The organism is Billgrantia gudaonensis, assembly GCF_900100195.1.
GTDB classification, from domain to species: Bacteria; Pseudomonadota; Gammaproteobacteria; order Pseudomonadales; family Halomonadaceae; genus Halomonas; species Halomonas gudaonensis.
This window is the reverse complement of record NZ_FNES01000024.1, coordinates 1-24075: the sequence shown is the minus strand read 5'-3', so window position 1 is coordinate 24075 and position 24075 is coordinate 1. Positions and strand designations below refer to the sequence as shown.

Genomic DNA, 24075 nt, shown 5'->3' with positions numbered 1-24075 from the left:
GATCCCATGCCGAACTCAGCAGTGAAACCGCTCAGCGCCGATGGTAGTGTGGGGTCTCCCCATGCGAGAGTAGGTCATCGTCAGGCACTTATTCCTAAAAATCCCGAGTACGACAGTGCTCGGGATTTTTTCATGGGCATGGGAAGACCCGCTCTTTACCGTGTGGGAGGGCCGGGCGCTCTCACCCCCCCGGCGAGGTAGCTCATCGTCAGGCACTGCTTCAGAAACCCCAGCCAATGGCTGGGGTTTCGTCGTTTAAGGGCCTCCTCGGGCGAGTCGCGGAAGGCCGGCAGGAGGTGTCAGCGACAAAGCACTTCGAGCGTTTCGACCAGGCTGTCCATCTCGTCCTCGGTGCCGATGGAGATGCGCAAGAAGTCGCTGAGCACTTCGGTGTTGAAGTGGCGTACGAGAATGCCGCGTTCACGCAGTCCGACGAACAGCTGTGCCGCCTCCTGGGCCGGATGGCGTACGAGGATGAAGTTGGCCTGGGAGGGCAAGACCTCGAAGCCCAGCGCTTCTAGCCTTTGCCGCGTGCGCTCGCGGGTGGTGATGACCTTTTCCCGGCAGGCGGCGAAATGCTCGCGATCCTCCAGGGCAGCGATGCCGATCGCACTGGCCAGACTGTCGATGGGGTAGGAGTTGAAGGAATCCTTGACGCGTTCGAGTCCCTCGATCAGCTCGCGCGAGCCGATGGCGTAGCCCAGCCGAATACCGGCGAGGCTGCGGGACTTGGAAAAGGTGCCCGTCACGAGGAGGTTGCCGTGCTCAGCCACCAGTGGTACTGCGCTTTCTCCACCGAAATCCGCGTAGGCTTCGTCGATGAGCACTACGCGATTAGTGACGCGCTGAAGCAATCGCGATATCGCCTCGCGAGAGTGGCCATGAGCAGTGGGCGCATTGGGATTGGCGAAAATGACGCCGCTGCAGTCTCGAGAAAAGGCGTCCAGATTGACCTGCCAGTGATCGTCGAGAGGATGCGAGCGGCGCTCGATGTCATACAAGCGGCAGTAGACCGGGTAGAAGCTGTACGTGATTGCCGGCATCTCCAGCGGCAGGCCATGGCGGAAGAACGCCTGGAAGGCAAGTGCCAGCACTTCGTCGGAGCCATTGCCAACGAAGACCTGGCCGACGTCGACGCCATACTCATCGGCCAGCGCTTGCCTGAGTGCCCGTGACTCGGGGTCGGGATAAAGTCGCAAATGATCGGCGGGAAATTCACGCAGGATCGCTTCGACGCCCGGTGCCGGCGGGTAAGGGTTCTCGTTGGTGTTCAGCTTGATCAGACGCTCACGGGGTTGTTCCCCGGGAACGTAGGGGGTCAGTTCGCGTACGGACGGGCTCCAGAACTCGCTCATGGGTTCTCGCTCGGCTACTGGCAGAAGGTGATCGTGTCATGGTGACCTTTGAGGCCTGACCGCGCAAGCGTCCGCCATGCTAGGCTGATCCACTTCATGAGCCATGCGAAGCGCCGAGAGCGGACATGACAGCACAGATCCTCGCCACCTTGCTGCCGGTATTCCTGATTGCAGGCTGTGGCACGCTATACGGGCGTTTCCGGACGCCGAACATCAGCAATCTCAATACGCTGAACATGGAGCTTTTCGTGCCCATGCTGGTGTTCGCCGTGCTGGCCGATGGCCAAGCTCCGCTGGAAGAGTACGTAAAGCTGGCTTGGGCGGGTGCCGTGGTAGTGCTGGGTTCCGGCGTCTTGCTGTGGCCACTGGTCCGTCGGCTGGGACTCGAGGCGAGGACATTCCTGCCTCCGATGATGTTCAACAACTCCGGTAACATGGGCATCCCGCTGTTGCTGCTGGCCTTTGGCGAGGCAGCGCTGCCGGCGGCAGTGGTGTTGTTCATCGTCGAGATGATGCTGCACTTCACGGTGGGGCTCTACATGCTGGATCCGCGGACGTCGCTGCGTCGTCTCTTGCGCATGCCCATCGTGCTTGCCACCATTGCCGGACTGACGGTCAACCTGCTGGGCTTGCCGCTGCCCGGTTGGCTCTTGGAAGCTCTGCACATGCTGGGCGGCGTATGCATTCCGCTGCTGCTCTTCGCACTGGGCGTGCGCATGCTCGATGTCGATTTCTCCGACTGGAAAACGGGCTTGCTGGGTGCAGTGCTCTGCCCGCTTTCCGGACTGTTGCTGGCCTTGCCGATGATCCTTTGGCTCGACCTGACGGGATTGCAGGCAGCGTCTCTGTGGGTATTCGCAGCATTGCCTCCGGCCGTGCTTAACTACCTGGTCGCCGAGCAGTATCGCCAGGAGCCCCACACCGTGGCGTCGTTGGTGCTGATCGGCAATCTGGGCAGCCTGGCGGTGATGCCGGTAGTGCTGGCCCTGGTGTTTCAGTTCGTGCAGGCCGCAGCTGGGCAATGAGTCCGGAACCCTGGATGCGGCATGCTGTCCGCAATGGGCATGACGCGTTATGCTGTGAAAGTTGCAGTCGTGACTCACGGCCTCATGATGCTTTTGGTTAGGAGTGTGTCGATGAAAATGAAGACTCTGTTGGCCGGCTCGGCCATGCTGGCCCTGCTGGCAGGTTGTGCAGCCGGGCCGACCGATGACCGGGCAGCTGACCCGGAGATGGAGGATGCCGAGGTGGCCTATCAGGGCACGCTGCCCTGTCGTAACTGCGCGGGTATCGATCTGAACGTGCGTATGCTCGGCGATGAGCAAAGTTCTTTGGATGAGCGGACCTTCACGCTGCGTGCGAGCTACCGCGAACACCCTCAGGAGCCGCCGGACGAGAATTACGAAGGCAACTGGGAGGTGCTCGAAGGGACGGAAGACGATCCCGAAGCCACCGTCTACGAGCTGACGCCAAGTGGTGAAGGCCAAGTCTACTACTTCCTGCGCATCGATGATGACACTCTGGAACTCATCGACCCTCAGCGGCGACGCTTCCAGAACAATGAGGCGCTTCAGCTCGAACGGATCTGAACGCCGACTCATCGTGCGTGAATGTGAAAGGGCGGCCTATGGGCTGCCCTTTGCCGTTGCAGCAGTCTTGGCTGCCTGCCCTCGAGGAGGAAGGTCGCGCCCATGGCGAAAGCGAAAAGTGCCTTCGTGTGTACCGAATGCGGTGCCGAATACCGTAAATGGCAGGGGCAGTGCTCGAGCTGCCAGGAGTGGAACACCCTGAGCGAGGTGCGCCTGGCCCCGGCACGTCCCGGTGCCGCGGCCGCCGCGCCGGGACGTGCCGGCTACGCCGGCAGCCTGTCACGCGAGGTGGTGGACCTCGCCAACGTTGATCTCTCCGAGGTGCCGCGACTCTCCTCCACTTTCGCTGAATTCGACCGCGTGCTGGGCGGCGGTCTGGTGCCGGGGTCGGCCGTATTGCTCGGCGGCCATCCGGGAGCCGGCAAGTCGACTCTGCTGCTGCAGACCGCTGGGAAGCTGGCCCAGGCGCACCGGGTGCTCTACGTCACGGGAGAGGAGTCCCTCTCCCAGGTGGCGATGAGGGCCCATCGGCTGCAGTTGCCGGTGGCCGGGCTCAAGATGCTTGCCGAGACCAGCGTTGAGGTCGTTCTCGCCGTGGCCGAGCGCGAAAGGCCCGAGATACTCGTCATCGATTCCATCCAGACCATGCATCTTGAGGATATTGCCTCGGCGCCGGGCGGCGTGGCTCAGGTGCGCGAGTCGGCAGCTGCCCTGACGCGTTTCGCCAAGCAGTCGAACACCGTGCTGCTGCTGGTGGGCCATGTCACCAAGGACGGTACCCTGGCCGGTCCCAAGGTGCTCGAGCACATGATCGATGCCTCGCTGTTGCTCGAAGGGGGTGCCGACTCGCGTTTCCGCACCCTGCGTGGCCAGAAGAATCGCTTCGGCGCGGTCAACGAACTCGGCGTCTTCGCCATGCTCGAGCACGGCCTCAAGGAGGTGAAGAACCCCAGCGCCATCTTCCTGTCGCGCAGTGAGGAGCAAGCACCGGGTAGCCTGGTGATGGTGGTCTGGGAGGGAACTCGCCCGCTGCTGGTGGAGGTTCAAGCGCTGCTCGACGAGTCGGCGCTGGGGAATCCACGGCGGGTTGCCGTGGGGCTCGACGCCAACCGCCTGGCGATGCTGCTTGCCGTGCTGCACCGCCACGGTGGGCTCTTCACCGGCGATCAGGATGTCTTCATCAACGTGGTGGGGGGCGTCAAGGTGCTGGAGACGAGCGCCGACCTCGCCGTCCTGCTGGCAGTGGTTTCCAGCCTGCAGGGCCGTTCGCTTCCGCGTGAACTGGTGGTTTTCGGCGAAGTGGGGCTGTCCGGCGAGATCCGCCCGGTACCGAGCGGTCAGGAACGCATCGTCGAGGCGGCCAAGCACGGTTTCACGCGTGCCATCGTGCCGCGCGCCAATGCGCCCAAGCGTGCGCCGGAGGGCATGGAGGTCGTCGGCGTGGAGAAACTGGCCGATGCCCTGGAGGTGCTGTGAGCCAGGGGGCCCGCCTCGATGATGTAGAATGCCCGTAACACCAGCAGAGGAGATCACGATGAGCGCCATTCGCCTGACCCAGTACAGCCACGGCGCCGGCTGCGGTTGCAAGATCGCCCCGGACGTACTCGACGGCATCCTGGCCAAGGCCGGCCCCGGAGCGGCGCATTCGCGGTTGATCGTGGGCAACCAGGGCCGCGAGGATGCCGCCGTCTACGACCTGGGCGACGGGCGTGGCATGATCGCGACCACCGATTTCTTCATGCCGATCGTCGATGACCCCTTCGACTTCGGTCGTATCGCGGCGACCAACGCCATCAGCGATGTCTACGCCATGGGCGGTACCCCGGTGATGGCGCTGGGCATCCTCGGTTGGCCCCTGGACAAGCTCGGTCCCGAGATCGCCGGCGACGTAGTGGCCGGCGCCCAGGGCGTGTGTCGCGAGCTAGGGTTAGCTCTGGCCGGCGGCCACTCCATCGATGCCCCCGAACCGATCTTCGGACTGGCGGTCAACGGACTGGTGGACCTCGAGCACTTGAAGCTCAACAAGGGGGCCCAGGTCGGCGATCTGCTGTTTCTCACCAAGCCGCTGGGCGTTGGCCTGCTCACCACTGCCGAGAAGAAGGGGCTGCTCGAGTCCGGGCATCAGGGCCTGGCCCGCGAGACGATGCTGCGCTCCAATCGCATCGGCATGGCGCTGGCCAAGGTCAAGGGCGTGAATGCCATGACCGATGTCACCGGCTTCGGGTTGGCCGGACACCTTGCCGAAGTGTGTGCGGCCAGCGGTGTGGCGGCACGCCTCGACTTTCGGCGCCTGCCGCGACTGGCCGAGGCCGAGGCCTACCGGCGCCAGGGGGCGGTGCCCGGCGGAACCCGTCGCAACCGCGAGGCCTTGGGAGCGAGCCTGCCTGACATGGACGAGGCTCACTGGCAGTGGCTCTGCGATCCGCAGACCTCCGGTGGTCTGCTGCTTTCCGTGCACCCCTCCTGGGAAGACGATGTGGAACGTATCGGCCGTGAGCACGGAATCGAACTGGCCCCCTTCGGTGAAGTCGTGGCCCGCCGGGGCGAGGCGCTGATCGAGGTGCGCGGATGAGCGATCTGCCGCTGGTCGAGCCGGCCCTCGCCCTGCTGCATGAACGACGCGTGCTGATCGACGTGCGTGCCCCGGTGGAGTTCGTCCAGGGGGCGATGCCCGGTGCCGTGAACCTGCCGCTGATGGACGACGAGGAGCGTCGAGCCGTCGGCATCGAGTACAAGCAGCGGGGTCAGCAGGCGGCCATCGCGCTTGGCGAACGGCTGGTCAGTGGAGGCATCAAGGACGCCAGAGTCGCCGCCTGGCAGCGTCTGATCGAGACTCATCCCGATGCCGTCATCTACTGTTTCCGCGGTGGGCTGAGATCGCAGATCGCCCAGCAATGGCTGGCCGAGGTCGGCTGCCTGCGTCCGCGCGTCCGCGGCGGCTGGAAGGCGTTGCGTCAGGCACTCTGCGCACGCATCGATGCCGCGGCGGAGCAGCCGCTGCTGGTGATCGGTGGGCTCACCGGCTGTGCCAAGACGGCATTGATCGAAGCGCTCGACAACGGCCTCGACCTCGAGGGCTGCGCTCGACACAAGGGCTCCGCGTTCGGCCGGCATCCCTTGCCGGCTCCCTCGCAGATCGACTTCGAGCACGCCATGGGGCAGCGGCTGCTGTCGCTGCCCGGTCCGCTGGTGGTCGAGGACGAGTCGCGCCATATCGGAGCGGCGAACGTGCCGCTGGCCTTCTGGCATGCCATGCAGCAGGCACCTCGATTGCGCGTGGAGATGCCCTTGGATTGGCGGCTACGGCAGATTCAGAAGGACTACATCGACGATCTCTGGGCCATCTATCGCCAGCAGTTCGGTGACTGGCTGGGCTGGGCACTGATGCGCAAACAGCTCGCCACGTCGCTGTCACGGCTCAAGAAGCGCCTGGGTGGCGCGCGGCTGTCACGGCTTCAGCGCCTGCAACGGCTCGCCTTTCGCGAGCACGAGCGGGGCAATCCCCAGGCCCACGAGGCGTGGCTGGCTCCGTTGCTCACCGAATACTACGATCCCATGTACCGCTACCAGCTGGAAAAGCGCGACGCGGCGAAGTTCCTGCACGTGGGCGACTGGGAGAGCTGCCTGGCCGCGGCCCGGGAGTGGAGCGCCGAGGCGGCGCAGAAGGTAAGCGAGTCGGCGCTGCCCGCCTGAAGGGCGTCAGGCGCTGCCGCGCGTCAGCCATTGGCTGAGCAGGCGGTCGAGCAGCGGCGCCAGGCGGTCGAAGCGCCGCGGGTCGTCGAGCAGCATGTCCAGAGACTGGACGTGGGGCTCGCCGGCCTGATCGAGAAGCCACGAGCCTTCGAGCAGGGTCTCCAGGCTGGAGCGGGTCGCCTCCAGGTGGCACAGCAGGCCGATCACCCGTCCTCCGTCCCAGGCGAAGCCCTGTACGGGGCTGGCGGTGCTGCCACCCAGTGGCAAGGCGCCATCGGGCAGGGCGAAGACGTCGCGGTGCCACATGAAGGCGGTAAACTGCTCCGGTAGGTCGAAGGGGCTGTTCGGAGCGAGGTCGATCCGATGCCATCCCACCTCGGCAAAGGTGCCGGGGCCCACGCTGGCACCCAGTTCCTCAGCGATCAGCCGTGCGCCGAGGCCGATGCCGAGCAGTGGCTTGTTGCCGTTCACGGCACGGGCGATCAGCTTGCGCTCGCGCTTGAGCCAGGGGTGGTCGAGGTCGTCGTGGGTGCCCATGGGGCCGTCGAGAACGATCAGCGCATCGCCGTCGGACAGGCGGGGCGGCAGTTCTCCCTCGTGCAGATGGAAGACCGTGTGGCTGTGCCCCATGCTGGTCAGCCAGTCGGCGATGCGGGCCGGGCCGCGCCCGGTGGCGTGCTGGAGCAGATGGAAATGCATGCGAGCCTCAGGGTGCAACGGGCAGGAGCGACGGCATTGCCAGTCAGTCTCCGGGAGGCGAAAGGGTACATGAAAGCGGAGCTTCGCGAACAGATCTACACCGTCATCGCCGCGATACCGCCCGGTCGGGTCACCACCTACGGGCGCATTGCCGCGATGACCGAGGCCACCACGCCGCGTCTGGTGGCGCGAGCATTGCGCGAGCTGCCAGCCGACCACGATCTGCCGTGGTTTCGGGTGATCACCGCTTCGCGCCGGCTGGCCGACCATGCCGGGGCGTGGGAGCAGCGCGAGAGGCTGACGGCCGAAGGCGTGGTGTTCGATGCCCGCGGTCGCGTTCCGTCGGATCGTCTGTGGCCTTGAGCCCGTAGCGTTGTGACAGTCAATTTCGAGGAGATTTCGTGAGCGGATTTCATGAGCGACTACTGACCCTCTCGTCGCGCCGCCAGCAGGCGTTCATGGCGGCGCTCGTCGAGCGGCTGCTGCCCAACTATGCGCTCTATGCGCAGACCGCCGGCCATGGCGACGTCCATGGCCTGCGCGCGATTCTCGACCTGGTCTGGGAGCGGTTGGCGGTTCAAGGCGCGAAGATCGACTTCGAGCGCCAGGCCGAGAAGCTCGCCGGACTGGAGCCGCCGGGCGATGACGACAGCTTCGGGGCACGCCGGGCGCTGGAAGCGGTGGTGGCGCTATCGGCGCTGCTCGACACGCTTCAGGGCGAGGCGCCGGATGCCGTCCTCGAGGTGAGCCGGACCTCCAAGGGTGGCGTGCGCGCCTTCATCGAGCTCACCGAGGGCGAGGAGAATGGCCAGCGTCTGGCTGCCCTGGTACGCGAGCACCCTCTGATGAAGGAGGAGAACGCCTTCCAGGACGCCGTGCTCGAGGCCGCCGAGGAGGGCGTTCTGGATCGGGACGCGCTGAAGGCGCTGCGTCGGCTGGGACGCAACGAAGGAGTCAGCAACCTGGGGCTTTCCGCCGAAGCGTGAGCCGCTACAAGCGCATGTCGATGCCGCGCTCGGCCATGTAGCGTTTGGCTTCCGGGATGGTGTACTCACCGAAGTGGAAGATGCTGGCGGCAAGCACTGCGTCGGCGCCGCCCTCGCGGATCCCCTCCACCAGGTGCTGCAGGTTGCCGACCCCTCCGGACGCGATCACCGGTACGCTCACCGCCTCGCTGATGGCGCGGGTCACGCCCAGATCGAAGCCGGCCTTGGTACCGTCGCGATCCATGCTGGTGAGCAGCAGCTCACCGGCGCCCATCTCCACCATCTTCCTGGCCCATTCCACCGCGTCGAGGCCGGTGGGGCGACGCCCACCGTGGGTGAAGATCTCCCAGCGCGGCGGTTCGCCCTCCTTCGAAACCTGCTTGGCGTCGATGGCCACCACGATGCACTGGCTGCCGAAGCGTTCGGCGGCCTCGTGCACGAACTCGGGGTTGTTCACCGCGGCGGTGTTGATCGAAACCTTGTCGGCACCGGCGTTGAGCATGGTGCGGATGTCGTCGCAGGTGCGGATGCCGCCACCCACGGTGAGCGGAATGAACACCTCGCCAGCGATGCGCTCGACCATCTCCACGGTGGTGTCGCGGTCCTCGTGGCTTGCCGTGATGTCGAGGAAGGTGATCTCGTCGGCGCCCTGCTGGTTATAGCGCTGGGCGATTTCCACCGGGTCGCCGGCATCGCGGATGCCGATGAAATTGACGCCCTTGACCACGCGGCCGGCATCGACGTCGAGGCAGGGGATGATGCGCTTGGCGAGTGGCATGGTTCAGCTCCCTTTCCGGCTGAGTGCATCGCACAGGCGCTGGCCCTCGGCCAGGTCTAGCGAGCCCTCGTAGATGGCGCGACCGGTGATGGCGCCCAGAATGCCCGGCGTTTCGGCGGCGATCAGTGCGCGCAGGTCGTCGAGATCGGTCACGCCGCCCGAGGCGATCACCGGCAGGCCGCCTTCGCGGGCGAGCGCTGCGGTGGCCTCGACGTTGACGCCGTTCATCATGCCATCGCGGGCGATGTCGGTGTAGACGATGCTCGAGACGCCGTCTGCGGCAAAGCGCTTGGCGAGCTCGGTAGCCTTGATCTGCGATACCTCGGCCCAGCCGTCGGTAGCGACGTAGCCGTCGCGGGCATCGAGGCCGACGATCACGTGGCCTGGGAAGGTCCGGCACATCTCACCGACGAAGGCCGGCTCCTTGACCGCCTTGGTGCCGATGATCACCCAGGAGACTCCGGCATCCAGATAGTGCTCGATGGTCTCGGCGGAGCGAATGCCGCCGCCGATCTGGATCGGCAGCTCGGGGTAGCGGCGGGCGATGGCGGTCACCGCATCGGCGTTGACCGGCTTGCCCTCGAAGGCACCGTTGAGGTCGACCAGGTGGAGGCGGCGGGCACCGGCCTTGACCCAGCGTTCGGCCATGGCCACCGGGTCATCGCCGTAGGTGGTGGCATCGTCCATGCGGCCCTGCTTGAGGCGCACGCATTGGCCGTCCTTGAGATCGATGGCGGGAATTACCAGCATGTCGGGATCCTTTCGGCGCGGCTCAGGGCGCCCAGTTGACGAAGTTCTCGAGCAGCTTGAGGCCGACGCGGGAGCTCTTCTCGGGATGGAACTGCACGGCAAAGGTGGCATCGCGGCCGGTAGCGACGTGGGCCTGGATGCGACCGTAGCCGGTGGTGCCGAACACCGTGGCGTCGTCGGAGGCAGCCACGTAGTAACTATGCACGAAGTAGAAATGCTCGTCCTGATCGATACCCGCCCACAGCGGGTGAGCATGGTGCTGATGAACCAGGTTCCAGCCCATGTGCGGCACCTTGAGGCGATGGCCGCGGTCGTCGCGCATGTCGCCGGGAAAGCGCCGAACTTCGCCGGCCAAAAAGCCCAGGCAATCGATGCCGCCATTTTCCTCGCTGTGGCCGAGCAGCATCTGCTGACCGACGCAGATCCCCAGCAGCGGTTTTTCCTGGCTGGCCAGCAGTTCCTCGACAAGGCCGCGGAGTTCGGTGCGCTCGAGCTCACCCATGCAGTCGCGAATCGCTCCCTGGCCGGGCAGTACCAGGCGGGTGGCGCCACGGATACGGCGGGCATCGCGAGTGATCACCACGTTTTCGTGGGTGACGTGCTCCAGTGCCTTGGCGACGGAATGCAGGTTGCCCATCCCGTAGTCGATGACGGCAATGGTCATGGGGCGCTCCTCGTATGGTCGTGCGGCGGCCTCACAGACAGCCCTTGGTGGAGGGCATCTGGCCGGCCATGCGCGGGTCCGGCGCCACGGCCATGCGCAGTGCACGGCCGAAGGCCTTGAAGATGGTTTCCGCCTGGTGATGGGCGTTGAAGCCTTTCAGGTTGTCGATGTGCAGGGTGACGCGGGAGTGGTTGACGAAGCCCTGGAAGAACTCCCAGAACAGCTGGGTATCGAGCCGGCCGATGGTGGCGCGGGTGAACTCGACGTTCATGAACAGGCCGGGACGGCCGGAAAAGTCGACGACCACCCGTGAGAGCGCCTCGTCGAGCGGGACATAGGCGTGACCGTAGCGGTAGATGCCCCTCTTGTCGCCGACCGCCTCGGCAACGGCCTGGCCGAGCGTGATACCGAGATCCTCGACGGTGTGGTGATCGTCGATGTGCAGATCCCCTGTCGCCTTGACGTCCAGATCGAACAGGCCGTGACGGGCCACTTGGTCTAGCATGTGATCGAGGAATGGCACGCCGGTCTCGCAGGCCAGACGGCCTTCACCGTCGAGATTGATGGTCGCCGTGATCTGGGTTTCCCGGGTGTCACGGGTGACGGTGGCGGTACGCTCGGACATGTCGGACTCTCCCGCGCTGTCGCGCGTCTCGGGTTGGCTCCGGCGTTCACCGGCATGGCCGGCCACCGGGCGGGCAAGTCGTCGGACTTGCCACCTCAGGCCGGCCATTATAGAGAATCGGTGCCCCCATCCGCTACAATGCGCGAATCACGCGGCGGCTGCGCCCCAAGTTCCCGGGAGATTCGCCATGCCGGTAACGCTTCATTTCGTCGATCGGGCTGCCTGGGCAGCGGATAGCCAGGCTCAGCACGATCTTCAGCGAATCTATGCCGATGCGCCGGCCGACCGCCTGCCCGGTTCGGTCGACGATTTCATCGACGGACACCTCGCCGCCGGTCACTTCTTCGGCTGTGCACGTTTCAATGACCGCTTGCTGGGTGCCGTGGCGATTCGCTCCGACCCCGATGCCTGGTGGCTCTCTCAGCTCTGCGTGCGCAAGACCACCCGCCGGCGTGGCGTGGGCTCGCGGCTGTTGGCACTGGTCAGTGGGGCGGCCTACCGTCAAGGCTGCCAGCTTCGTGCGCCGGCTTCCCAGCTGCCGCTACCCGATCAACTGTTGCTGGCGCGACTGGGCTACCGTCTACACGGTACCGGTGACTACTTCGAACTGGTCCCTCCCTCGCAAGGAGACAGCGAGACATGAAGCGACTCTTTCAACTGCTACTGGCGGCCATCGGCATTCTGGGTGTGGTGGTCGTTGCCGCCGTGGTCTATGTCACCACCTTTCTCGATCCGGAAGATCTCAAGCCGCATCTGGTCGAGATGGTGCGTGAGCATAGCGGTTTGGAGCTCGAGCTGGCCGGTCCGCTCAACTGGTCGTTCTATCCGCGAGTCGGCGTGAGCATCGCTGACGTGAAAGGGCACTTGCCCGAGCAGGATGGAGAGTCTCCACTACTGGCCTTCGACCGTGCCGAAGTCAGTCTCTCCTTCGCCACCCTGTTGAGAGGAGAGGTCGCCATCGAGGGTGTGACGCTGGACGGCGTGCAGTTGTACCTCGAGCGTAACGAGGCGGGGCAGGGCAACTGGGAACCCTTGTTGGAGCGCCTCGAAAGTGAGGGCGATGCGGCCCAGGCCTCTCCGGCACCCGCCAGCGCGGGCGTCAACCTCATCGGCGACAGCAACCTGTCGGTGGCGCTCAACGTCGCAAGCGTCAAGGTGCGCAATGGCGAGGTGGTATTCCGTGACTTGGGCAGCCAGAGCGAATGGCTGCTCGAGTCGTTCAGTTTCACCGGGACCAACGTCAACCCGCGCAGTGACTTCCCGCTGCAGGCGTCGTTCCAACTGGCCCACTATGGCGCTCTGGACTGGCGTGAACTGGAGCGCGCTCCGGCGCTGACCAGCGAAATTTCGCTGGATACCCGAGCGCGCCTCGCTCTGGCTGAACGCCGCTATGCGCTGGAAGGCTTCACGCTCGATACCGCCACCCGCCGGGAAGGAGCGGACCGGGATCAAACGGCGACCCTAAGCGGCGAGCGGCTGGTACTCGACCTGGTCGAGCGGAAGTTGGAACTGGTTGCGGGGCAGCTGGACAGCCCCTTGCAGCATCCGGCACTGGGGGAAGAGGCGGTGCCACTGGAGCTCGACTTCGCGCTGGATGCCGATCTTGCCGACCAGAGTGCTCGGCTTCGCGACATGGTGCTTTCCGGTCCCGACGGGTTGCGTGCGACGGGTAACCTCGAACTGTCCAGCCTCGATCGGGCGCCGAGCTACCGCGGTGAGCTCGATGTCGAACCGATGTCGCTTCGCCCCTGGCTCGAGCGATTCGGTCACGCTCCCATGACGGCCGATGCGGAGGCGCTCTCCGACGTAGCCTTGTCCAGCCCCGTCGAAGGCGACTCGTCACGCCTGGCGCTGACCGAACTCGACCTGGCGCTCGACGGCAGCACCTTCAGCGGAAGCCTGGACGCGGGCCTGGATGGGCGGCGAATCGGTATCTCGCTGCAGGGCGATTCCCTCGATCTGGATGCTTACCTCCCGCCGAGGACGGCGGAGTCCGAGGATTCCGCCAGTCGTGGCATCGTTGGCATCGAGCGCGCCCATGCTCAGGAGGACGAGGCCTCGCTGGTGCCTGCCGAGTGGCTGGCAGCCGTCGACCTGGATGGCGAACTGACCCTGGAACACCTGCGTTTCCTGGGCCTCGACTTCACTCGGGTAGAACTGGCACTGGCCGGAGGGGAGGGCCGGCAGCGCCTCGAACGGTTTGCCTCGCGTTTCTACGATGGGCGTCTTTCGGCAACCGGCGAACTCGACCTGACCCGCGAGCCGATTCACTGGCAGCTCTCCCCGACCCTGTCTGACGTCAGCCTGGAGCCGCTGTATCGGGCCTGGCAACGAGACGATGGCCCCGCGCCGCTGCGAGGACGCCTCACCACCGAAGGGCGACTCACCGCGAGCGGCAACACGATGCCGGTGCTGCGTCGCCACCTCAACGGTGAGCTGAGTGCGCGGCTCGACGAGGGAGCCATTTCGGACGTCAACGTCTCCCGCGAACTGTGCACGGTGGCGGCCATGCTCGAAGGCGAAGAGATGACGAGAGACTGGGGAGAGGACACCCGCTTCGATCGGGCTGCGTTGAGCGTGACGATCAGCGATGGGGTGGCGCGCAGCGACGACATCGAACTCACCCTGCCGGGCATAGCCGTCAACGGGGAAGGCGAGCTGGATCTGGTCACCGAGCGATTCGATCTACGTGCCGACACGCGTTTCGTCGACACCGCCGATGCAGCGTGTCGCGTCAACCCGAGACTCGAACGCGTTCCCTTGCCGGTGCGCTGTTCCGGCGACTACACCGGTGACAGCAGCGAGTGGTGCCGCTTCGACCGCGAGGCGTTCCAGGAAACCCTGACGACGCTGCTGCGTGAAGAGGCGGGGCGGCGTGCCGGCGAGGCCATCGAAGAGCGATTGGGCGGCGAGCTCGATGAACGTATCGGCGAAGAGGCCGGCAAGGAACTGCGCGATGCCCTGCGCGGCCTCTTCGACTGACCCCGCCCTGGCCATGAGCGTCGACGCATCGGCGCTCACTGGCCGATGACGCTACCGGGAGTGACATGACTCAGATGCCGATCCTCGCCCCCGAGTCGTTCCAACGGCGGCTGCTGGCCTGGTTCGACGTCCATGGACGCCACGACCTGCCCTGGCAGCGGGAGCGTACGCCCTATCGCGTGTGGGTTTCGGAAATCATGCTGCAGCAGACCCAGGTCGCCACCGTCATTCCCTACTTCGAGCGATTCATGGCGCGCTTCCCCGATGTGGGCGCGTTGGCAGCGGCCGATCAGGATGCCGTTCTGCACCAGTGGACGGGGCTCGGCTACTATGCCCGCGGGCGAAACCTGCACAAGGCCGCACGCCATATCGTGGCGGAGCACGGTGGCGAGCTACCGGTCCACAGTCTCGAGGCCCTGGCGGCGCTGCCGGGAATCGGCCGCTCCACTGCCGGTGCCATCATTGCCCAGAGCACGGGGCGCCGTGCGGTGATCCTCGACGGTAACGTCAAGCGCAGCTTGGCCCGCCTGCATGCCGTCGAAGGCTGGCCGGGTCGAACCGCAGTGGCGCGCGAGCTGTGGGCTCTGGCCGAGCACTACACCCCCGCGGAACGCCTGGCCGACTACACCCAGGCGATGATGGACTTCGGCGCCACCCTGTGTCGCCGCGGCATACCTCAGTGCCAGCGCTGCCCGTTCGCCGACGTGTGCCGCGCCCATGCCCGCGGCGAGGAGCGCCGCTTCCCCGAATCGAAACCGAGGAAAGCATTGCCCACTCGCACCACTTGCATGCTGTTGCTACGCGATGCCGAAGGTCGCGTACTGCTCGAGCGGCGCCCGCCCAGTGGACTGTGGGGCGGCCTGTGGAGTCTCCCGCAGTTCGACGACACGGCTGCCCTGCGTGCCTGGCTCGATGTCCACGCCCCCGAGGCGAGGCTCGATGCAAGCTGGACACCGTTCACTCACACATTCAGTCACTTTCGTCTGGAGGTCACCCCGCAGCCGGCCACCATCGGCACTCTCGATGCGGTGGGCGAGGCACGTCGCTGGTACGATCCCGATGCTCCCGATCGGATTGGCCTGGCGGCACCGGTCAAGGCCTTGCTGAGTCGCCTGACTACCTTCACGCTGGAGGGCTCGCCGGCGCCGTGAACCCATCCGCGACGAAGTCCCTTGCCAAGGAGTCTCTCCATGACCCAGACCGTTTTCTGCCGCAAGTATCAGCAGGAGCTCGAAGCCTTGCCTTTTCCGCCGTTGCCGGGGAAGAAAGGCCAGGAAATCCAGGCCAGCGTATCCAAGCAGGCATGGGAGGAATGGCAGGCGCTGCAAACGCGCTTGATCAACGAGAAGCACCTGAGCCTGCTCGACCCCGAGGCGCGAGCCTACCTGAATGACCAGATGGAGCGCTTCCTCGACAACCGTGAAACGGACCGGGCCGAAGGCTATGTACCGCCCGCGCAATGACCGGGTGGCGGGCATGTTCCCCAGCCATCTTTTTGAAATGGCAGGGGTTGACGCAACAGCCCCCGTAGGGTTTAATACGCCCCGTTGGCAGCGGCCAGATAGCTCAGTCGGTAGAGCAGGGGATTGAAAATCCCCGTGTCGGCGGTTCGATTCCGTCTCTGGCCACCACATGCTGGGGTATAGCCAAGTGGTAAGGCACCGGTTTTTGGTATCGGCATTCCCAGGTTCGAATCCTGGTACCCCAGCCACGCCAACCCCCTTCCGATGGCGCATATCGCTTCGGTCGGTCCCGAGCCGGCATAGCTCAGTTGGTAGAGCAACTGACTTGTAATCAGTAGGTCCCGGGTTCGACTCCTGGTGCCGGCACCACTCGAACCGCCGCGAAATCAATATGTTGCCCATTATGAGAAACCGCCCGACGAGGCGGTTTTTTCGTGTGCGTAGATTGTGTGCGTAGATTGCTGGGCTATTCTTCGCCCGGCCATTGAACCAGTGGGATGCTCAGGTCGTAGACATCCATCATCGCCGGCGAGCGGTGGCCACTTGCTTCCTGTTTCTCGTGGCGAGTGCCCTTGGTGTCGGTGATGCCGCGGCGTTTGAGGTCATGCAGGCCGAAGCGATCTTCCTTCGCGATGATTCCCTCCTCGATGGCCATCTTGATCAGTCGTTGCCAGGCGGTATCGAGACTGGATTTCCGCAGCTCATCGCCATCGGCGGCAACGATAAGCGGCCGTTCCTCCGGGTGCATTGGTACTGGTTTCCCCCGGTTCTTCCAGATCAATTCACGCCGCTCGACGGCGGCGTTCCAGGCGGCGCGCAGGCGCGGGTACCAGCGGATGACGCTGTCTCGGCTGCCCTTGCGGCGGTTGGTCAGCACGCCTTCGACGGTGCAGTTGGCATCGGTGAGGGTGACGACCTCGATGCCACGTAGACGGCAGATGTAGGCCAGCTCCATGACGATACACAGGTAAGGCGCGCAGGCGCCTTTCTCCCCGCGGGTGCGTCGGCCACGCTCGCGGGCGAAGTCGGTCAATGCTTTGATGGTCTCGGATTCGGGGAGCCGGCGCTGCCGGCGTTCCTTGGCCGATTCCACGCCTTGGGCGGGATTGCTGTCGCAGTAGCCGCGATTGATGCCCCAACGGAACAGGCGGCGCAGGTACCGGAGCAGATGGTTGGCCTTGGCCGGCGTGCCTTCGGCGGCGATCTTGTCGACGATGCGCTGGACCAGGGCGGGCTTGAACTGGCGGGTGGCCAGGTCGCCCAGCGGCTTGCCCAGCTTGGTGGGCATATCGATCAGCACCTGGCGGCAGTACTCATAGTCCTGCTGGGACCTGGCGGCCAGCTCCTTGAACTGGGCCGACTGGTGAAACTGGCTGGCCAGGAAGCGCAGAGACTCCCGATCGATGCCGTTGCGCTGCTCGACGATCCGGTGGAGTTCCGACAGGGTGGCCTGGGCGTCGGCGATGTTGTTGCGGCGGAGTCTGCCGGCTTCGTCTCGGTATTGGACGTACCAGCGGCCGCGCCCCCGCGCGTCGAAATAGACACCCGCCGGTAGGCGGGCCTGATCGATGTGCGCGGGGATTGCCGGGTTATGCCGGCGCTTCGGGCCGGGCCTGTCGAGCTTGGGTGTCATAGTACGTTTCGCGGGTTGAGTTCTTCGGTATCGGTTCTCGGCTCCAGACCGCCGGCCTGGTTTATCAAGTCCACCGTCGTCCAGGGCCCGGTACGGCCGTGGAACACGCGTACGCCCTGCTCGCGCAGGCAGCGTGCCACGTCGCCCGCACGCCGGTAGCCGGTGATGGCCTTGAGATCCTCGCATGATAGGACGGCCGAATTGCTCATGCTCGCTCCTTGGCTCTCCAGCGGTTGAAGCGGTTGCGGATCTGGCGGAAGGTGCGCTCCGCCTCTGGGTTATGGTCCAGTTCGGCGCGGCTCTGGATGCCGCAGGCGGCGCAGAGCCAGTCGCGGGCGTCTTGCTCGTTGTGGGTGCCGTCGGGCAGCTCGCGCTCCGCCAGGCCGTGCTTGTAGCGACGGCGCCGGTCGAGGTATAGCCGGAAGGCGGGATCCTGGCAGAGCATGGCCGCCTGGCGGGCCATGGGCCCGCCTTTGAGGTTTTCAGCGTGCATGCCTGGCCCTCCGTTCACGAATGCCCTGACACTCGATGCAGGTGGTCGCCCAGGGGGCGGCCTGGCGGCGGGCCGCGGGGATCTCGTCGCCGCATTCCTCGCAGTCGGCCGCGGCCATGTCGACACCGACGAAGCGGGGCCGGCTGGCAAGGGCGCCCTCGAGGTGGCGTTCGACGAGTTCGGCGGCGCGGTCGGCGTTGTCAGCCATTGGCGATGCGCTCCTCGATTTCCCGTCCGTGGCGGTAGGCGCAGCGGTGGCCGGCGAGGGCCTGGCGCAGCTCCTCCTCGCTGTTGAAGGCCACCACCAGGGCGTGGCGGTGGTGCACTTGGCCGCTGTGCTCGCTGAGTACGTGAAGCTCGCCGGCATCCTGCAGGATGCCGCGCGGGGGCTGGGGTAGCGGTTGCGACATGGTTTCCTCCTCGATGGCAGTGATCAGCACAGCTCCGGTGGGAAGTACTCTTCCGGCTGGGGCGGTGGCGTGGGTTGGAACAGGCGCCGCGCCGCGGCGCGGATCATGCGGGCCTCGAACTCGGCGTCTTCCTCGACGGCGCGGACTTCCTCGCTGGCCCGCCAGGCCCTGAAGCGCTCGAGCTGCCGCTCGAGGACCTCGGGGGGAGGCGTTCGGGGTCGGATGTCGACCCCCGTACAGTTAGTGACACAAGTCCAAGGGGCCCCGGCTGCGCCGGGTCCCGAGCTGCCCTCCGCCCGGCTCGGGTGGCGGGAGCGAACCTCCCAGCGGTACACGCGGGTGAGGTATTCCGCTTCACGGCCGCGGCCGTCGGTGACGACCAGGCCCCAGGTGGCCGCGAGCGGCTCGCCGTAACGGCCGAGGGCATCCAGGCTTTCGGCCATCTGCCCGGTGGCATGGCTGAACTCGGCGCGGCCGGTGTCCTGGGGGTGAACGGTCCAGGGCTTGATGGGGCGCTCCTTGCGCGGCCGGTTCGGCCCGCCCATCAGGCGCAGGAAGAGATCCCACTGGCCGGCATTGGCGGCCTTGCGGATGGCGTGGAAGCGCTCGGCGGCGGTGGGCACCGGGCGCGTGGCGGCCTCCCACTCGGCAAGGTGCCGCTCTTGCCGCTCGGTGAGGCGGCGCACCTCGCGCCATACCGTCACCGAGGGGAGCCCGAAGAACTGGAACTGACGGATTCCCCACACTGCCGCCCAGGCCTCGATGCGCGGGGCGATCGTGGATAGGTTGCGGCCGTAGGGGTCTTTCTCATCGCCTGCCACGCCGTCTCGGGCGAATTGCTGGCCGTTGATATTCTTCGAGATGTATTTCGCCACGTAGCCGGCCGCCGAGCGGCCGTTGGAATGATCGATGCGCTTGGCCTTGAAGCGGGCCTCCGTCTTGCGGCCGAAGCGATCGAAGAGCTCTTCCGGCGCTTCGGCCTCGGCGTACTCCTGTAAGGTTCGGGTCACCGCGGGTTCGTGCTCCGGCTGCATCCACACGAGCAGGTGCCAGTGGGGCGTGCCGTCGTGGTTCGGCTCGACCACGCGAATGCCGTACACGCCCACGTCGTCACGTGCGAGCTTGGCGCGCACCTTGGCCCACAGCGCCTGCAGGTGCTGCTGCGCCTCTCGCGGCGAGCTGCCGTCGTAGTGCGGATTGCGGCGGACCTTCTTCTTCCCGGCCATGGCCGCCGGATGGAAGCGGCTGGGCGCGGTCACGGTGTAGAACATGCCCCGGTGGCCGAGACGGCGGGCCTCGGCCTCGGTGTCGCGAATGCGCAGCATCAGCTCCGCCCGCCGGTGATCGGGGTTGGCCAGGCCCAGTTCGGCGAGTTCGGCCAGGGTGTAGGTCTGCCCCTCCTGGTTGATCGCCTCGAGGGTTTCGAGCAGGGCGCGGTTGCGCGCCTTCTGGCTCTTGCGGCGCTCGACGGTCAGGTCGCTGCAGTAGATGCCGGCCTGTGCGTGCACGCGGTGCGCCTCGCGCTGCACCTGCTCGAGGCGGCGGCCGGCCAGGCGGCGCAGCTTGCGGCGCCACCACTGCGAGCAGGTGAGCCGGGCTAGCTGCACTGCGGCCGGGCCCTTCACCGGCGGCGGCGTGATGCCGTGCAGCCGCGCACGCGTGCGTGCCTTGCGCAGGGCGAGCTCGTCGGCCACGGCCAGGCTCATCGTCGGCGTGCGCTGCCAGGTGAACACGGCCATCAGCGGAATGCCGACCGGCGGCGGGGTGAGTGCATTGCGCGACTCGGCGATGAGACGCGCCTTCTCGCGCACCCGGGCCGAGAGCGTTTCCCCCTGGAGCGGGGGCAGCTCGACTGGCGGCGGCAGCAGGCCCAGGCGTTGGCGGCGGTTGTGCTCGGCGATGCTGCCGATCAGCGCGTTACGCTCGTGCTCGATGGCGCGGGCCTGGGCCTCGGCGTGATTGACCAGGGCGTCGTCGTCGTGGGTGCAGTTGAAGGCGCCGATGCTCAGGCGCGCTTCGACGCTGGCCAGCCACTCGCAGCCGGCGCGAAGGCCCTCGATGGTGGTCGGGGCACGGTGCACCAGGGCTCGGAAGCCGCGTTCGAGATCGGCGGCGATGGGCCGGAACTTGCGATAGACCCGGGCCGGCTCGATCAGCCCGGCGGCGTTGCGGCGCAGCCAGCGGTTGCCGGCGGCGTTGCCGTGGCGGCGCGCCACGTAGACGAAGCCCGCGGCCAGATCCTCGGCGATGCTGGGCAGTTGGCTCCAGTAGTGGGCCTGGCGCCAGGCGTGGCACTCGCGGTTGCCGAACTGCAGGGAGCGCTCGAGTGCCGTCATTCGACAGACTCCGGCAGCGCGGCGATGGCTTTCTCGTACTGCTGGGCGACCGACTCGATGTCCAGCAGGGAATTGCCGTAACGGTTGGCGACGAGGCTGAGCTGCTCGGCGGCCTGGCTATCTCCCTGGTGGCGCAGGGCGCTGGCGACGCGCTCGAAGCGGGCGCGGGCGTGCCACAGGGTGTCTATGGTGTTCTTCAGGTCGGTACCCATCACGCCACCCCCCGCTCGATGATGGCCAGCCAGTGCAGGGCGGCCTCCGTATTGCCCTCCGCCAGCGCCTGGCGGGCGTGGCCGGCCAGCTCGCGGCTGGGGTGGGGCTTGTGGCCTTCCAGCTCGGCGCGCAGGCGGTTTGCGTACTGGCTCATGCGGTGGATGGCCGCGCGGATGGCATTGCGGCTGAACTGAGGCATCCGCTCAATGGGCAGGCGGGCATCGCGCGTATCGAGCTTGGCGCTGGCCAGCAGCGTGCGGCGCTCGCCGGGGGCCAGCTCGGCCCACAGCGCAGCGAGATCGCGGTCGGCGCAGCGGCCGTGCAGCTCGGCACGCAGGGCACCCCATTCGCCGCGGTCGGGCTCCACGGCGGGCGGCTGACGGTGTGGCGTGGGCAACGGGTGAACCTGTGCAGACATGACGCTTCCTCCCACTGGCGTGGCGGCGGTGGCGGAACGGGGGCGTTGGGCTCAGTGCGGGGCGTTTTCCAGTACCAGCAAGCGGCGGCTCTCCCGGTTGGCCGCCTCGAGGTGGTAAGGCTTCAGCAGGCTCAGCAGATCGCTGACGGTGAGCGCGATGCGTGCGCCGCCCGGGGTCTTGATCACCAGCAGGCGCGAGGTGCTGGCGGCGAGCTCGATGGCATGCACCTTGTTGAGGCTTTCCAGATCGGCGTAGGCCTGCAGGGTGGCGTCTTCCGCGGCGCGCTCGGTCATGTCGTGGTCGACCATAAGGTGCTCGATGCAGCCATCGATGGCCGTGGCGCGGCGCTGGTTCCGGGTGCGCCACAGCTGGGCGGTGGCCACGTTCTCGCTCGCCAGGTGCGGGGCCTGGGGCTTGGGTTGGGTGTGGGCGTCGGGTGTCATCTTGGGCTCCTTAGCGTTCGGCCAGCTGCTCGAGCAGCAGGCGGCGCGAGGCCGGCTCGACCGGAATGTTGACGTCGGGGTTGGGCAACCGGCTGGGCGAGGTGGTGGTCACGAACTCCACCTGGATCTTGCCGCCCCACCCGCAGCGCGGGTTGGTGCACTGGGCGTAGACCTCGTAAAACACCGGCACGGGGCGTTTGCTGGTACGGGTCATGGCGCGTTCGTGGCAGTGGGGGCAGGCGATCCTCACCGGCGACCTCCTCCGGGATTGATGGGGTAAAGAGCGCGGCCGCGGCCGGTGAGGCCCTGCACGCCCTTGCGCAGCCGGCGGCGCAGCAGAAACTCCGCCGCCTGGGCATTGGTTTCGAGTCCTTCCTGGTGTCGTACCCGATCGAGCAGCGCCTCCATCCGGTCGTCGACGTTCAAGGTTTCCTCGGGCATGGGGACTCCTTGGGGACCTCAAAAAGGCCTGGGTTCAGCCCGCACTCCGGGCAACACTGGGGGTGTCGAGATCGCTGAGCCCGAGCGTTTCCAGCGCTTCCTTCAGCACCAGTTGGCGCAGCAGAGAAGCGCGCTCGATGCCGGTGTAATCGGACAGGGCATCGATCAGCCGGGCTTCGTATTCATCGAGGTTGATGGAGCCATAGCGAGTGCGAACACGTTTCGGGTCCTGGTACATGGCGGGTTTCCTTATGCAGCAGGTCAGGACGAGGCAGCGATCAAGCCAGGCTGGCCTTGCCGGCCTCGGCATCCAGTTGCTCGAGCCCACGCAACACCAGCAGGCGCGTGGTGGCGGAAAGCGAGCGCTGGTCGGCCTGGGCCAGCGCATCCAGCCGGCGGCGCTCGTGTTCGGTGACGTGGGTCATCACCGGGCAACGGCAGCCGTGGGGTGCGCGTTTGGTCGTAGGCGGAGCGATGGTGTCGGCGGTGCTCATCGGTTAGGCTTCCTTAATGGAGTGAAAGACAGTGCCGGGCGGTGGCAGCCGCCCGAATCAGCGCCCGTAGAGCCGGATCAGCTTGCGCTGCACGAAGTGCTCGTCGAGGTGAGCGCGCAGCTCGCAGAGCGAATCCTCGATTTCGTGGTTGGGCCGCCGGTCGCGCAGCAGGGCGCCGGCCAGCCGGGCCGCCGCCTCGGCGGCGACGCGCTCCTCGAGCGCCTCGAGATCGGCCAGCGGGTTGGCCGCGGCGTCGGTCTCGCTGGCCAGCACCGCCTGGCGGTTGGCCGGCGTGCAGCGGGCGAGCTCCACGTCGAGCCCGCGGAACAGGGTGCGCTGGGGCAGCGCCTGGACGTTGCCGGTAGCAGCAGGGGTGGTCATGGCAGTGACTCCCTCGATGAATGGACGAAAAGGACGGAGAAGCTCATGGAAAACCTCTACCTGGATGGTGTGCAGGTGCCGGATTACGACGACCAGATCACCCAAGTACTTGCCGACGAGTTCCCGAACGCTGACGACGAAGAAAACTGGATGGCGGGCGGCCTTCACGATTACCGAGTCGGTATCGAGAACCGCGCCGGAGAGGTCTACCGGGTAATCGGCGTCAGCTTGAACGAGGGCGTCAGCTTGCATGGCAGACTCCATGACGACCTGGGGCTGCGCGATCAAGTCGGGGAGCTTGAAGGTACCAGGAATGGGTATCACTGGCTGATGCACCCGAGCGCTGAAACCTGATGGTTACGTCGGGCCAGCCGCAGGAGAAGACTTCCTCCGCCAAAGGCAGCAGGTCGCTGACCTTGCGGATCTTCGAGGCAGCTTTGTGGAGATAGCTGCTGGCCTGGCGAGCACCTACCTTGGGGAACAAGGCGGGGAGCCCACTACTGGCCACGGATTCCACCGTGATAAAGGCGTCTTCGCGAGGACGCTGCGGGGATGGGACCCCTAAGGCGCTGGGTTGGGGCAGCGCCTGGACGTTGCCGGTAGCAGCAGGGGTGGTCATGGGAGCTCCTTCATGGGATGCGTAGGGAGTTAAGGGAATGCCGAGATCAAAGAGCCCGATCCGGGTGGCGGATATTCGCGAAGGACAGACGCGGCGGTTCTGCTTCGAGTTGTTGCCCGGCGTTGAGCCCTGCTATGCGGTCCACCAGGCCGTGGTCGGTGCAGAAATCAACCAGTGTTTCCGCAGTGTCGAAATGCAGGTGCGGCACCACGGCGGCGAACAAGTAGCGGGCTGGGCTTTGTGGGTGTGGCCGAAAGTTGATCTTGCCCAGCAGCAGTGGACACCTCGTTAAGACAGTACACTGAGACGAGGTGACCCATGGCAAGGCAAGCAGCTTCGATGAAGAAGACCCGTACCCGCTACTCCCAGGACTACAAGGCCGAGGCACTGGCCCTCGCCGACCGTGTCGGCATCAGTGCCGCCGCCCGAGAGCTTGGCCTGCAGCCCAGCCAGCTCTACCAGTGGCGAGCCAAGGCCCAGCAGCAGCAAAGCGCCTCAGAGCGCGAGCAAGCCCTGGCCGACGAGAATGCCCGGCTCAAGCGTCAACTGGCCGAGAAGTCGGAAGAGCTTGAAATCGCAAAAAAAGCCGCGGTGTACTTTGCCAAGAGC

Annotated in this window: 33 protein-coding genes, 3 tRNA genes, 1 rRNA gene and 1 pseudogene; 18 read left to right on the top strand and 20 right to left on the bottom strand. The window is 66.1% G+C overall.

What is annotated here, in order from left to right:
• Positions 1-86 (top strand): 5S ribosomal RNA (gene rrf / locus BLP96_RS18985); the annotation flags it as partial.
• Positions 87-299: 213 nt separating this feature from the next.
• On the opposite strand, the gene hisC is transcribed toward rrf, so the two are convergent.
• On the bottom strand, positions 300-1355 hold the full coding sequence (gene hisC, locus BLP96_RS18980) for a histidinol-phosphate transaminase (RefSeq protein WP_089689109.1): 1056 nt from the start codon (positions 1353-1355) through the stop codon (positions 300-302).
• A 125-nt stretch (positions 1356-1480) separates the two neighbouring features.
• Here hisC and BLP96_RS18975 point away from each other — a divergent pair, with 125 nt between their 5' ends.
• The 5 genes from BLP96_RS18975 to mnmH all read left to right on the top strand — a co-directional run bounded on the left by BLP96_RS18975 (position 1481) and on the right by mnmH (position 6637).
• Positions 1481-2380 (top strand): AEC family transporter, encoded by a 900-nt coding sequence (locus BLP96_RS18975; protein WP_089689108.1) that lies wholly within the window; start codon positions 1481-1483, stop codon positions 2378-2380.
• 111 nt (positions 2381-2491) lie between these two features.
• The gene (locus tag BLP96_RS18970; RefSeq protein ID WP_089689107.1) at positions 2492-2944 is read left to right on the top strand and encodes a copper resistance protein NlpE N-terminal domain-containing protein; all 453 of its coding nucleotides are present in this window, start codon (positions 2492-2494) and stop codon (positions 2942-2944) included.
• Between the two features lie 102 nt (positions 2945-3046).
• Positions 3047-4420, top strand: coding sequence for a DNA repair protein RadA (gene radA, locus BLP96_RS18965; RefSeq protein WP_089689106.1), 1374 nt, complete (start codon positions 3047-3049; stop codon positions 4418-4420).
• A gap of 58 nt (positions 4421-4478) precedes the next feature.
• Positions 4479-5516 carry a selenide, water dikinase SelD gene (gene selD / locus BLP96_RS18960; protein ID WP_089689105.1) on the top strand — a complete coding sequence of 346 codons (1038 nt, stop codon included), beginning with the start codon at positions 4479-4481 and terminating at the stop codon, positions 5514-5516.
• The gene (gene mnmH / locus BLP96_RS18955; protein WP_089689104.1) at positions 5513-6637 is read left to right on the top strand and encodes a tRNA 2-selenouridine(34) synthase MnmH; all 1125 of its coding nucleotides are present in this window, start codon (positions 5513-5515) and stop codon (positions 6635-6637) included. Before selD ends, mnmH begins: the two co-directional genes overlap by 4 nt.
• A gap of 6 nt (positions 6638-6643) precedes the next feature.
• Here the strand turns inward: mnmH and BLP96_RS18950 are convergent, their stop codons facing one another.
• Complete coding sequence (locus BLP96_RS18950) at positions 6644-7336, bottom strand: type 1 glutamine amidotransferase (RefSeq protein ID WP_089689103.1); 693 nt, start codon at positions 7334-7336, stop codon at positions 6644-6646.
• A 69-nt stretch (positions 7337-7405) separates the two neighbouring features.
• Here BLP96_RS18950 and BLP96_RS18945 point away from each other — a divergent pair, with 69 nt between their 5' ends.
• Positions 7406-7699 carry an MGMT family protein gene (locus tag BLP96_RS18945; protein WP_089689102.1) on the top strand — a complete coding sequence of 98 codons (294 nt, stop codon included), beginning with the start codon at positions 7406-7408 and terminating at the stop codon, positions 7697-7699.
• Positions 7700-7737: 38 nt separating this feature from the next.
• On the top strand, positions 7738-8322 hold the full coding sequence (locus BLP96_RS18940; RefSeq protein ID WP_089689101.1) for a YjaG family protein: 585 nt from the start codon (positions 7738-7740) through the stop codon (positions 8320-8322).
• A 4-nt stretch (positions 8323-8326) separates the two neighbouring features.
• Here BLP96_RS18940 and hisF read toward each other — a convergent pair whose 3' ends face one another.
• The 4 genes from hisF to hisB are packed head-to-tail and all read right to left on the bottom strand — an operon-like array spanning position 8327 to position 11139.
• Positions 8327-9100 (bottom strand): imidazole glycerol phosphate synthase subunit HisF, encoded by a 774-nt coding sequence (gene hisF, locus BLP96_RS18935; RefSeq protein WP_089689100.1) that lies wholly within the window; start codon positions 9098-9100, stop codon positions 8327-8329.
• 3 nt (positions 9101-9103) lie between these two features.
• The gene (gene hisA / locus BLP96_RS18930) at positions 9104-9850 is read right to left on the bottom strand and encodes a 1-(5-phosphoribosyl)-5-[(5-phosphoribosylamino)methylideneamino]imidazole-4-carboxamide isomerase (RefSeq protein WP_089689099.1); all 747 of its coding nucleotides are present in this window, start codon (positions 9848-9850) and stop codon (positions 9104-9106) included.
• 22 nt (positions 9851-9872) lie between these two features.
• Positions 9873-10514 carry an imidazole glycerol phosphate synthase subunit HisH gene (hisH, locus tag BLP96_RS18925; protein ID WP_089689098.1) on the bottom strand — a complete coding sequence of 214 codons (642 nt, stop codon included), beginning with the start codon at positions 10512-10514 and terminating at the stop codon, positions 9873-9875.
• Positions 10515-10545: 31 nt separating this feature from the next.
• A complete protein-coding gene (gene hisB / locus BLP96_RS18920) occupies positions 10546-11139 on the bottom strand; it encodes an imidazoleglycerol-phosphate dehydratase HisB (protein ID WP_089689097.1) in 594 nt (197 codons plus the stop codon).
• Between the two features lie 187 nt (positions 11140-11326).
• Between hisB and BLP96_RS18915 the strand changes: the two genes are divergently transcribed.
• The 7 genes from BLP96_RS18915 to BLP96_RS18885 all read left to right on the top strand — a co-directional run bounded on the left by BLP96_RS18915 (position 11327) and on the right by BLP96_RS18885 (position 15953).
• Positions 11327-11782 (top strand): acetyl-CoA sensor PanZ family protein, encoded by a 456-nt coding sequence (locus BLP96_RS18915; RefSeq protein ID WP_089689096.1) that lies wholly within the window; start codon positions 11327-11329, stop codon positions 11780-11782.
• Positions 11779-14121 (top strand): AsmA family protein, encoded by a 2343-nt coding sequence (locus BLP96_RS18910; protein WP_089689095.1) that lies wholly within the window; start codon positions 11779-11781, stop codon positions 14119-14121. The genes BLP96_RS18915 and BLP96_RS18910 overlap by 4 nt, the downstream gene beginning before the upstream one ends.
• Positions 14122-14186: 65 nt before the next feature.
• Positions 14187-15272 carry an A/G-specific adenine glycosylase gene (gene mutY / locus BLP96_RS18905; RefSeq protein ID WP_089689094.1) on the top strand — a complete coding sequence of 362 codons (1086 nt, stop codon included), beginning with the start codon at positions 14187-14189 and terminating at the stop codon, positions 15270-15272.
• A gap of 39 nt (positions 15273-15311) precedes the next feature.
• Positions 15312-15584 (top strand): oxidative damage protection protein, encoded by a 273-nt coding sequence (locus tag BLP96_RS18900; protein ID WP_089689093.1) that lies wholly within the window; start codon positions 15312-15314, stop codon positions 15582-15584.
• Positions 15585-15676: 92 nt separating this feature from the next.
• A tRNA-Phe gene (locus BLP96_RS18895) sits at positions 15677-15752 on the top strand.
• A gap of 5 nt (positions 15753-15757) precedes the next feature.
• Positions 15758-15832 (top strand) — tRNA-Gln (locus BLP96_RS18890).
• A gap of 45 nt (positions 15833-15877) precedes the next feature.
• A tRNA-Thr gene (locus BLP96_RS18885) sits at positions 15878-15953 on the top strand.
• Positions 15954-16050: 97 nt separating this feature from the next.
• Here BLP96_RS18885 and BLP96_RS20450 read toward each other — a convergent pair.
• From BLP96_RS20450 to BLP96_RS18815, 14 genes are read right to left on the bottom strand one after another with little or no spacing between them, the layout of a single operon-like run.
• On the bottom strand, positions 16051-17217 hold the full coding sequence (locus BLP96_RS20450; protein WP_089689092.1) for a site-specific integrase: 1167 nt from the start codon (positions 17215-17217) through the stop codon (positions 16051-16053).
• Positions 17214-17426: a DUF4224 domain-containing protein gene (locus BLP96_RS18875; protein ID WP_089689091.1), complete on the bottom strand. Its 213-nt coding sequence runs from the start codon at positions 17424-17426 to the stop codon at positions 17214-17216. The genes BLP96_RS20450 and BLP96_RS18875 overlap by 4 nt, the downstream gene beginning before the upstream one ends.
• A complete protein-coding gene (locus tag BLP96_RS18870) occupies positions 17423-17710 on the bottom strand; it encodes a hypothetical protein (protein WP_089689090.1) in 288 nt (95 codons plus the stop codon). The genes BLP96_RS18875 and BLP96_RS18870 overlap by 4 nt, the downstream gene beginning before the upstream one ends.
• Entirely contained in the window at positions 17700-17918 is a 219-nt protein-coding gene (locus BLP96_RS18865) for a TraR/DksA family transcriptional regulator (protein WP_089689089.1), read from the bottom strand. Before BLP96_RS18865 ends, BLP96_RS18870 begins: the two co-directional genes overlap by 11 nt.
• Positions 17911-18120, bottom strand: coding sequence for a hypothetical protein (locus tag BLP96_RS18860; protein WP_143005146.1), 210 nt, complete (start codon positions 18118-18120; stop codon positions 17911-17913). Before BLP96_RS18860 ends, BLP96_RS18865 begins: the two co-directional genes overlap by 8 nt.
• Before the next feature lie 23 nt (positions 18121-18143).
• Positions 18144-20456, bottom strand: coding sequence for a replication endonuclease (locus BLP96_RS18855; protein WP_089689087.1), 2313 nt, complete (start codon positions 20454-20456; stop codon positions 18144-18146).
• On the bottom strand, positions 20453-20668 hold the full coding sequence (locus BLP96_RS18850; protein WP_089689086.1) for a hypothetical protein: 216 nt from the start codon (positions 20666-20668) through the stop codon (positions 20453-20455). The genes BLP96_RS18855 and BLP96_RS18850 overlap by 4 nt, the downstream gene beginning before the upstream one ends.
• On the bottom strand, positions 20668-21087 hold the full coding sequence (locus tag BLP96_RS18845; protein ID WP_089689085.1) for a hypothetical protein: 420 nt from the start codon (positions 21085-21087) through the stop codon (positions 20668-20670). Before BLP96_RS18845 ends, BLP96_RS18850 begins: the two co-directional genes overlap by 1 nt.
• A 51-nt stretch (positions 21088-21138) precedes the next feature.
• Positions 21139-21531, bottom strand: coding sequence for a hypothetical protein (locus tag BLP96_RS18840; RefSeq protein ID WP_089689084.1), 393 nt, complete (start codon positions 21529-21531; stop codon positions 21139-21141).
• Positions 21532-21541: 10 nt separating this feature from the next.
• Positions 21542-21781: an ogr/Delta-like zinc finger family protein gene (locus BLP96_RS18835; protein ID WP_281182977.1), complete on the bottom strand. Its 240-nt coding sequence runs from the start codon at positions 21779-21781 to the stop codon at positions 21542-21544.
• Positions 21778-21972 (bottom strand): hypothetical protein, encoded by a 195-nt coding sequence (locus tag BLP96_RS18830; RefSeq protein WP_089689082.1) that lies wholly within the window; start codon positions 21970-21972, stop codon positions 21778-21780. Before BLP96_RS18830 ends, BLP96_RS18835 begins: the two co-directional genes overlap by 4 nt.
• A gap of 34 nt (positions 21973-22006) precedes the next feature.
• The gene (locus BLP96_RS18825) at positions 22007-22210 is read right to left on the bottom strand and encodes a hypothetical protein (RefSeq protein ID WP_089689081.1); all 204 of its coding nucleotides are present in this window, start codon (positions 22208-22210) and stop codon (positions 22007-22009) included.
• 40 nt (positions 22211-22250) lie between these two features.
• Positions 22251-22466, bottom strand: coding sequence for a hypothetical protein (locus BLP96_RS18820; protein ID WP_089689080.1), 216 nt, complete (start codon positions 22464-22466; stop codon positions 22251-22253).
• A 57-nt stretch (positions 22467-22523) separates the two neighbouring features.
• On the bottom strand, positions 22524-22847 hold the full coding sequence (locus tag BLP96_RS18815) for a hypothetical protein (RefSeq protein WP_089689079.1): 324 nt from the start codon (positions 22845-22847) through the stop codon (positions 22524-22526).
• Between the two features lie 45 nt (positions 22848-22892).
• Here BLP96_RS18815 and BLP96_RS18810 point away from each other — a divergent pair, with 45 nt between their 5' ends.
• From BLP96_RS18810 to BLP96_RS18800, 3 genes and pseudogenes are all read left to right on the top strand, one after another.
• Positions 22893-23201: a hypothetical protein gene (locus BLP96_RS18810; protein WP_089689078.1), complete on the top strand. Its 309-nt coding sequence runs from the start codon at positions 22893-22895 to the stop codon at positions 23199-23201.
• Between the two features lie 302 nt (positions 23202-23503).
• Positions 23504-23758 (top strand): hypothetical protein, encoded by a 255-nt coding sequence (locus tag BLP96_RS18805; protein ID WP_089689077.1) that lies wholly within the window; start codon positions 23504-23506, stop codon positions 23756-23758.
• A gap of 26 nt (positions 23759-23784) precedes the next feature.
• A pseudogene (locus tag BLP96_RS18800) lies at positions 23785-24075 on the top strand (transposase); the annotation flags it as partial.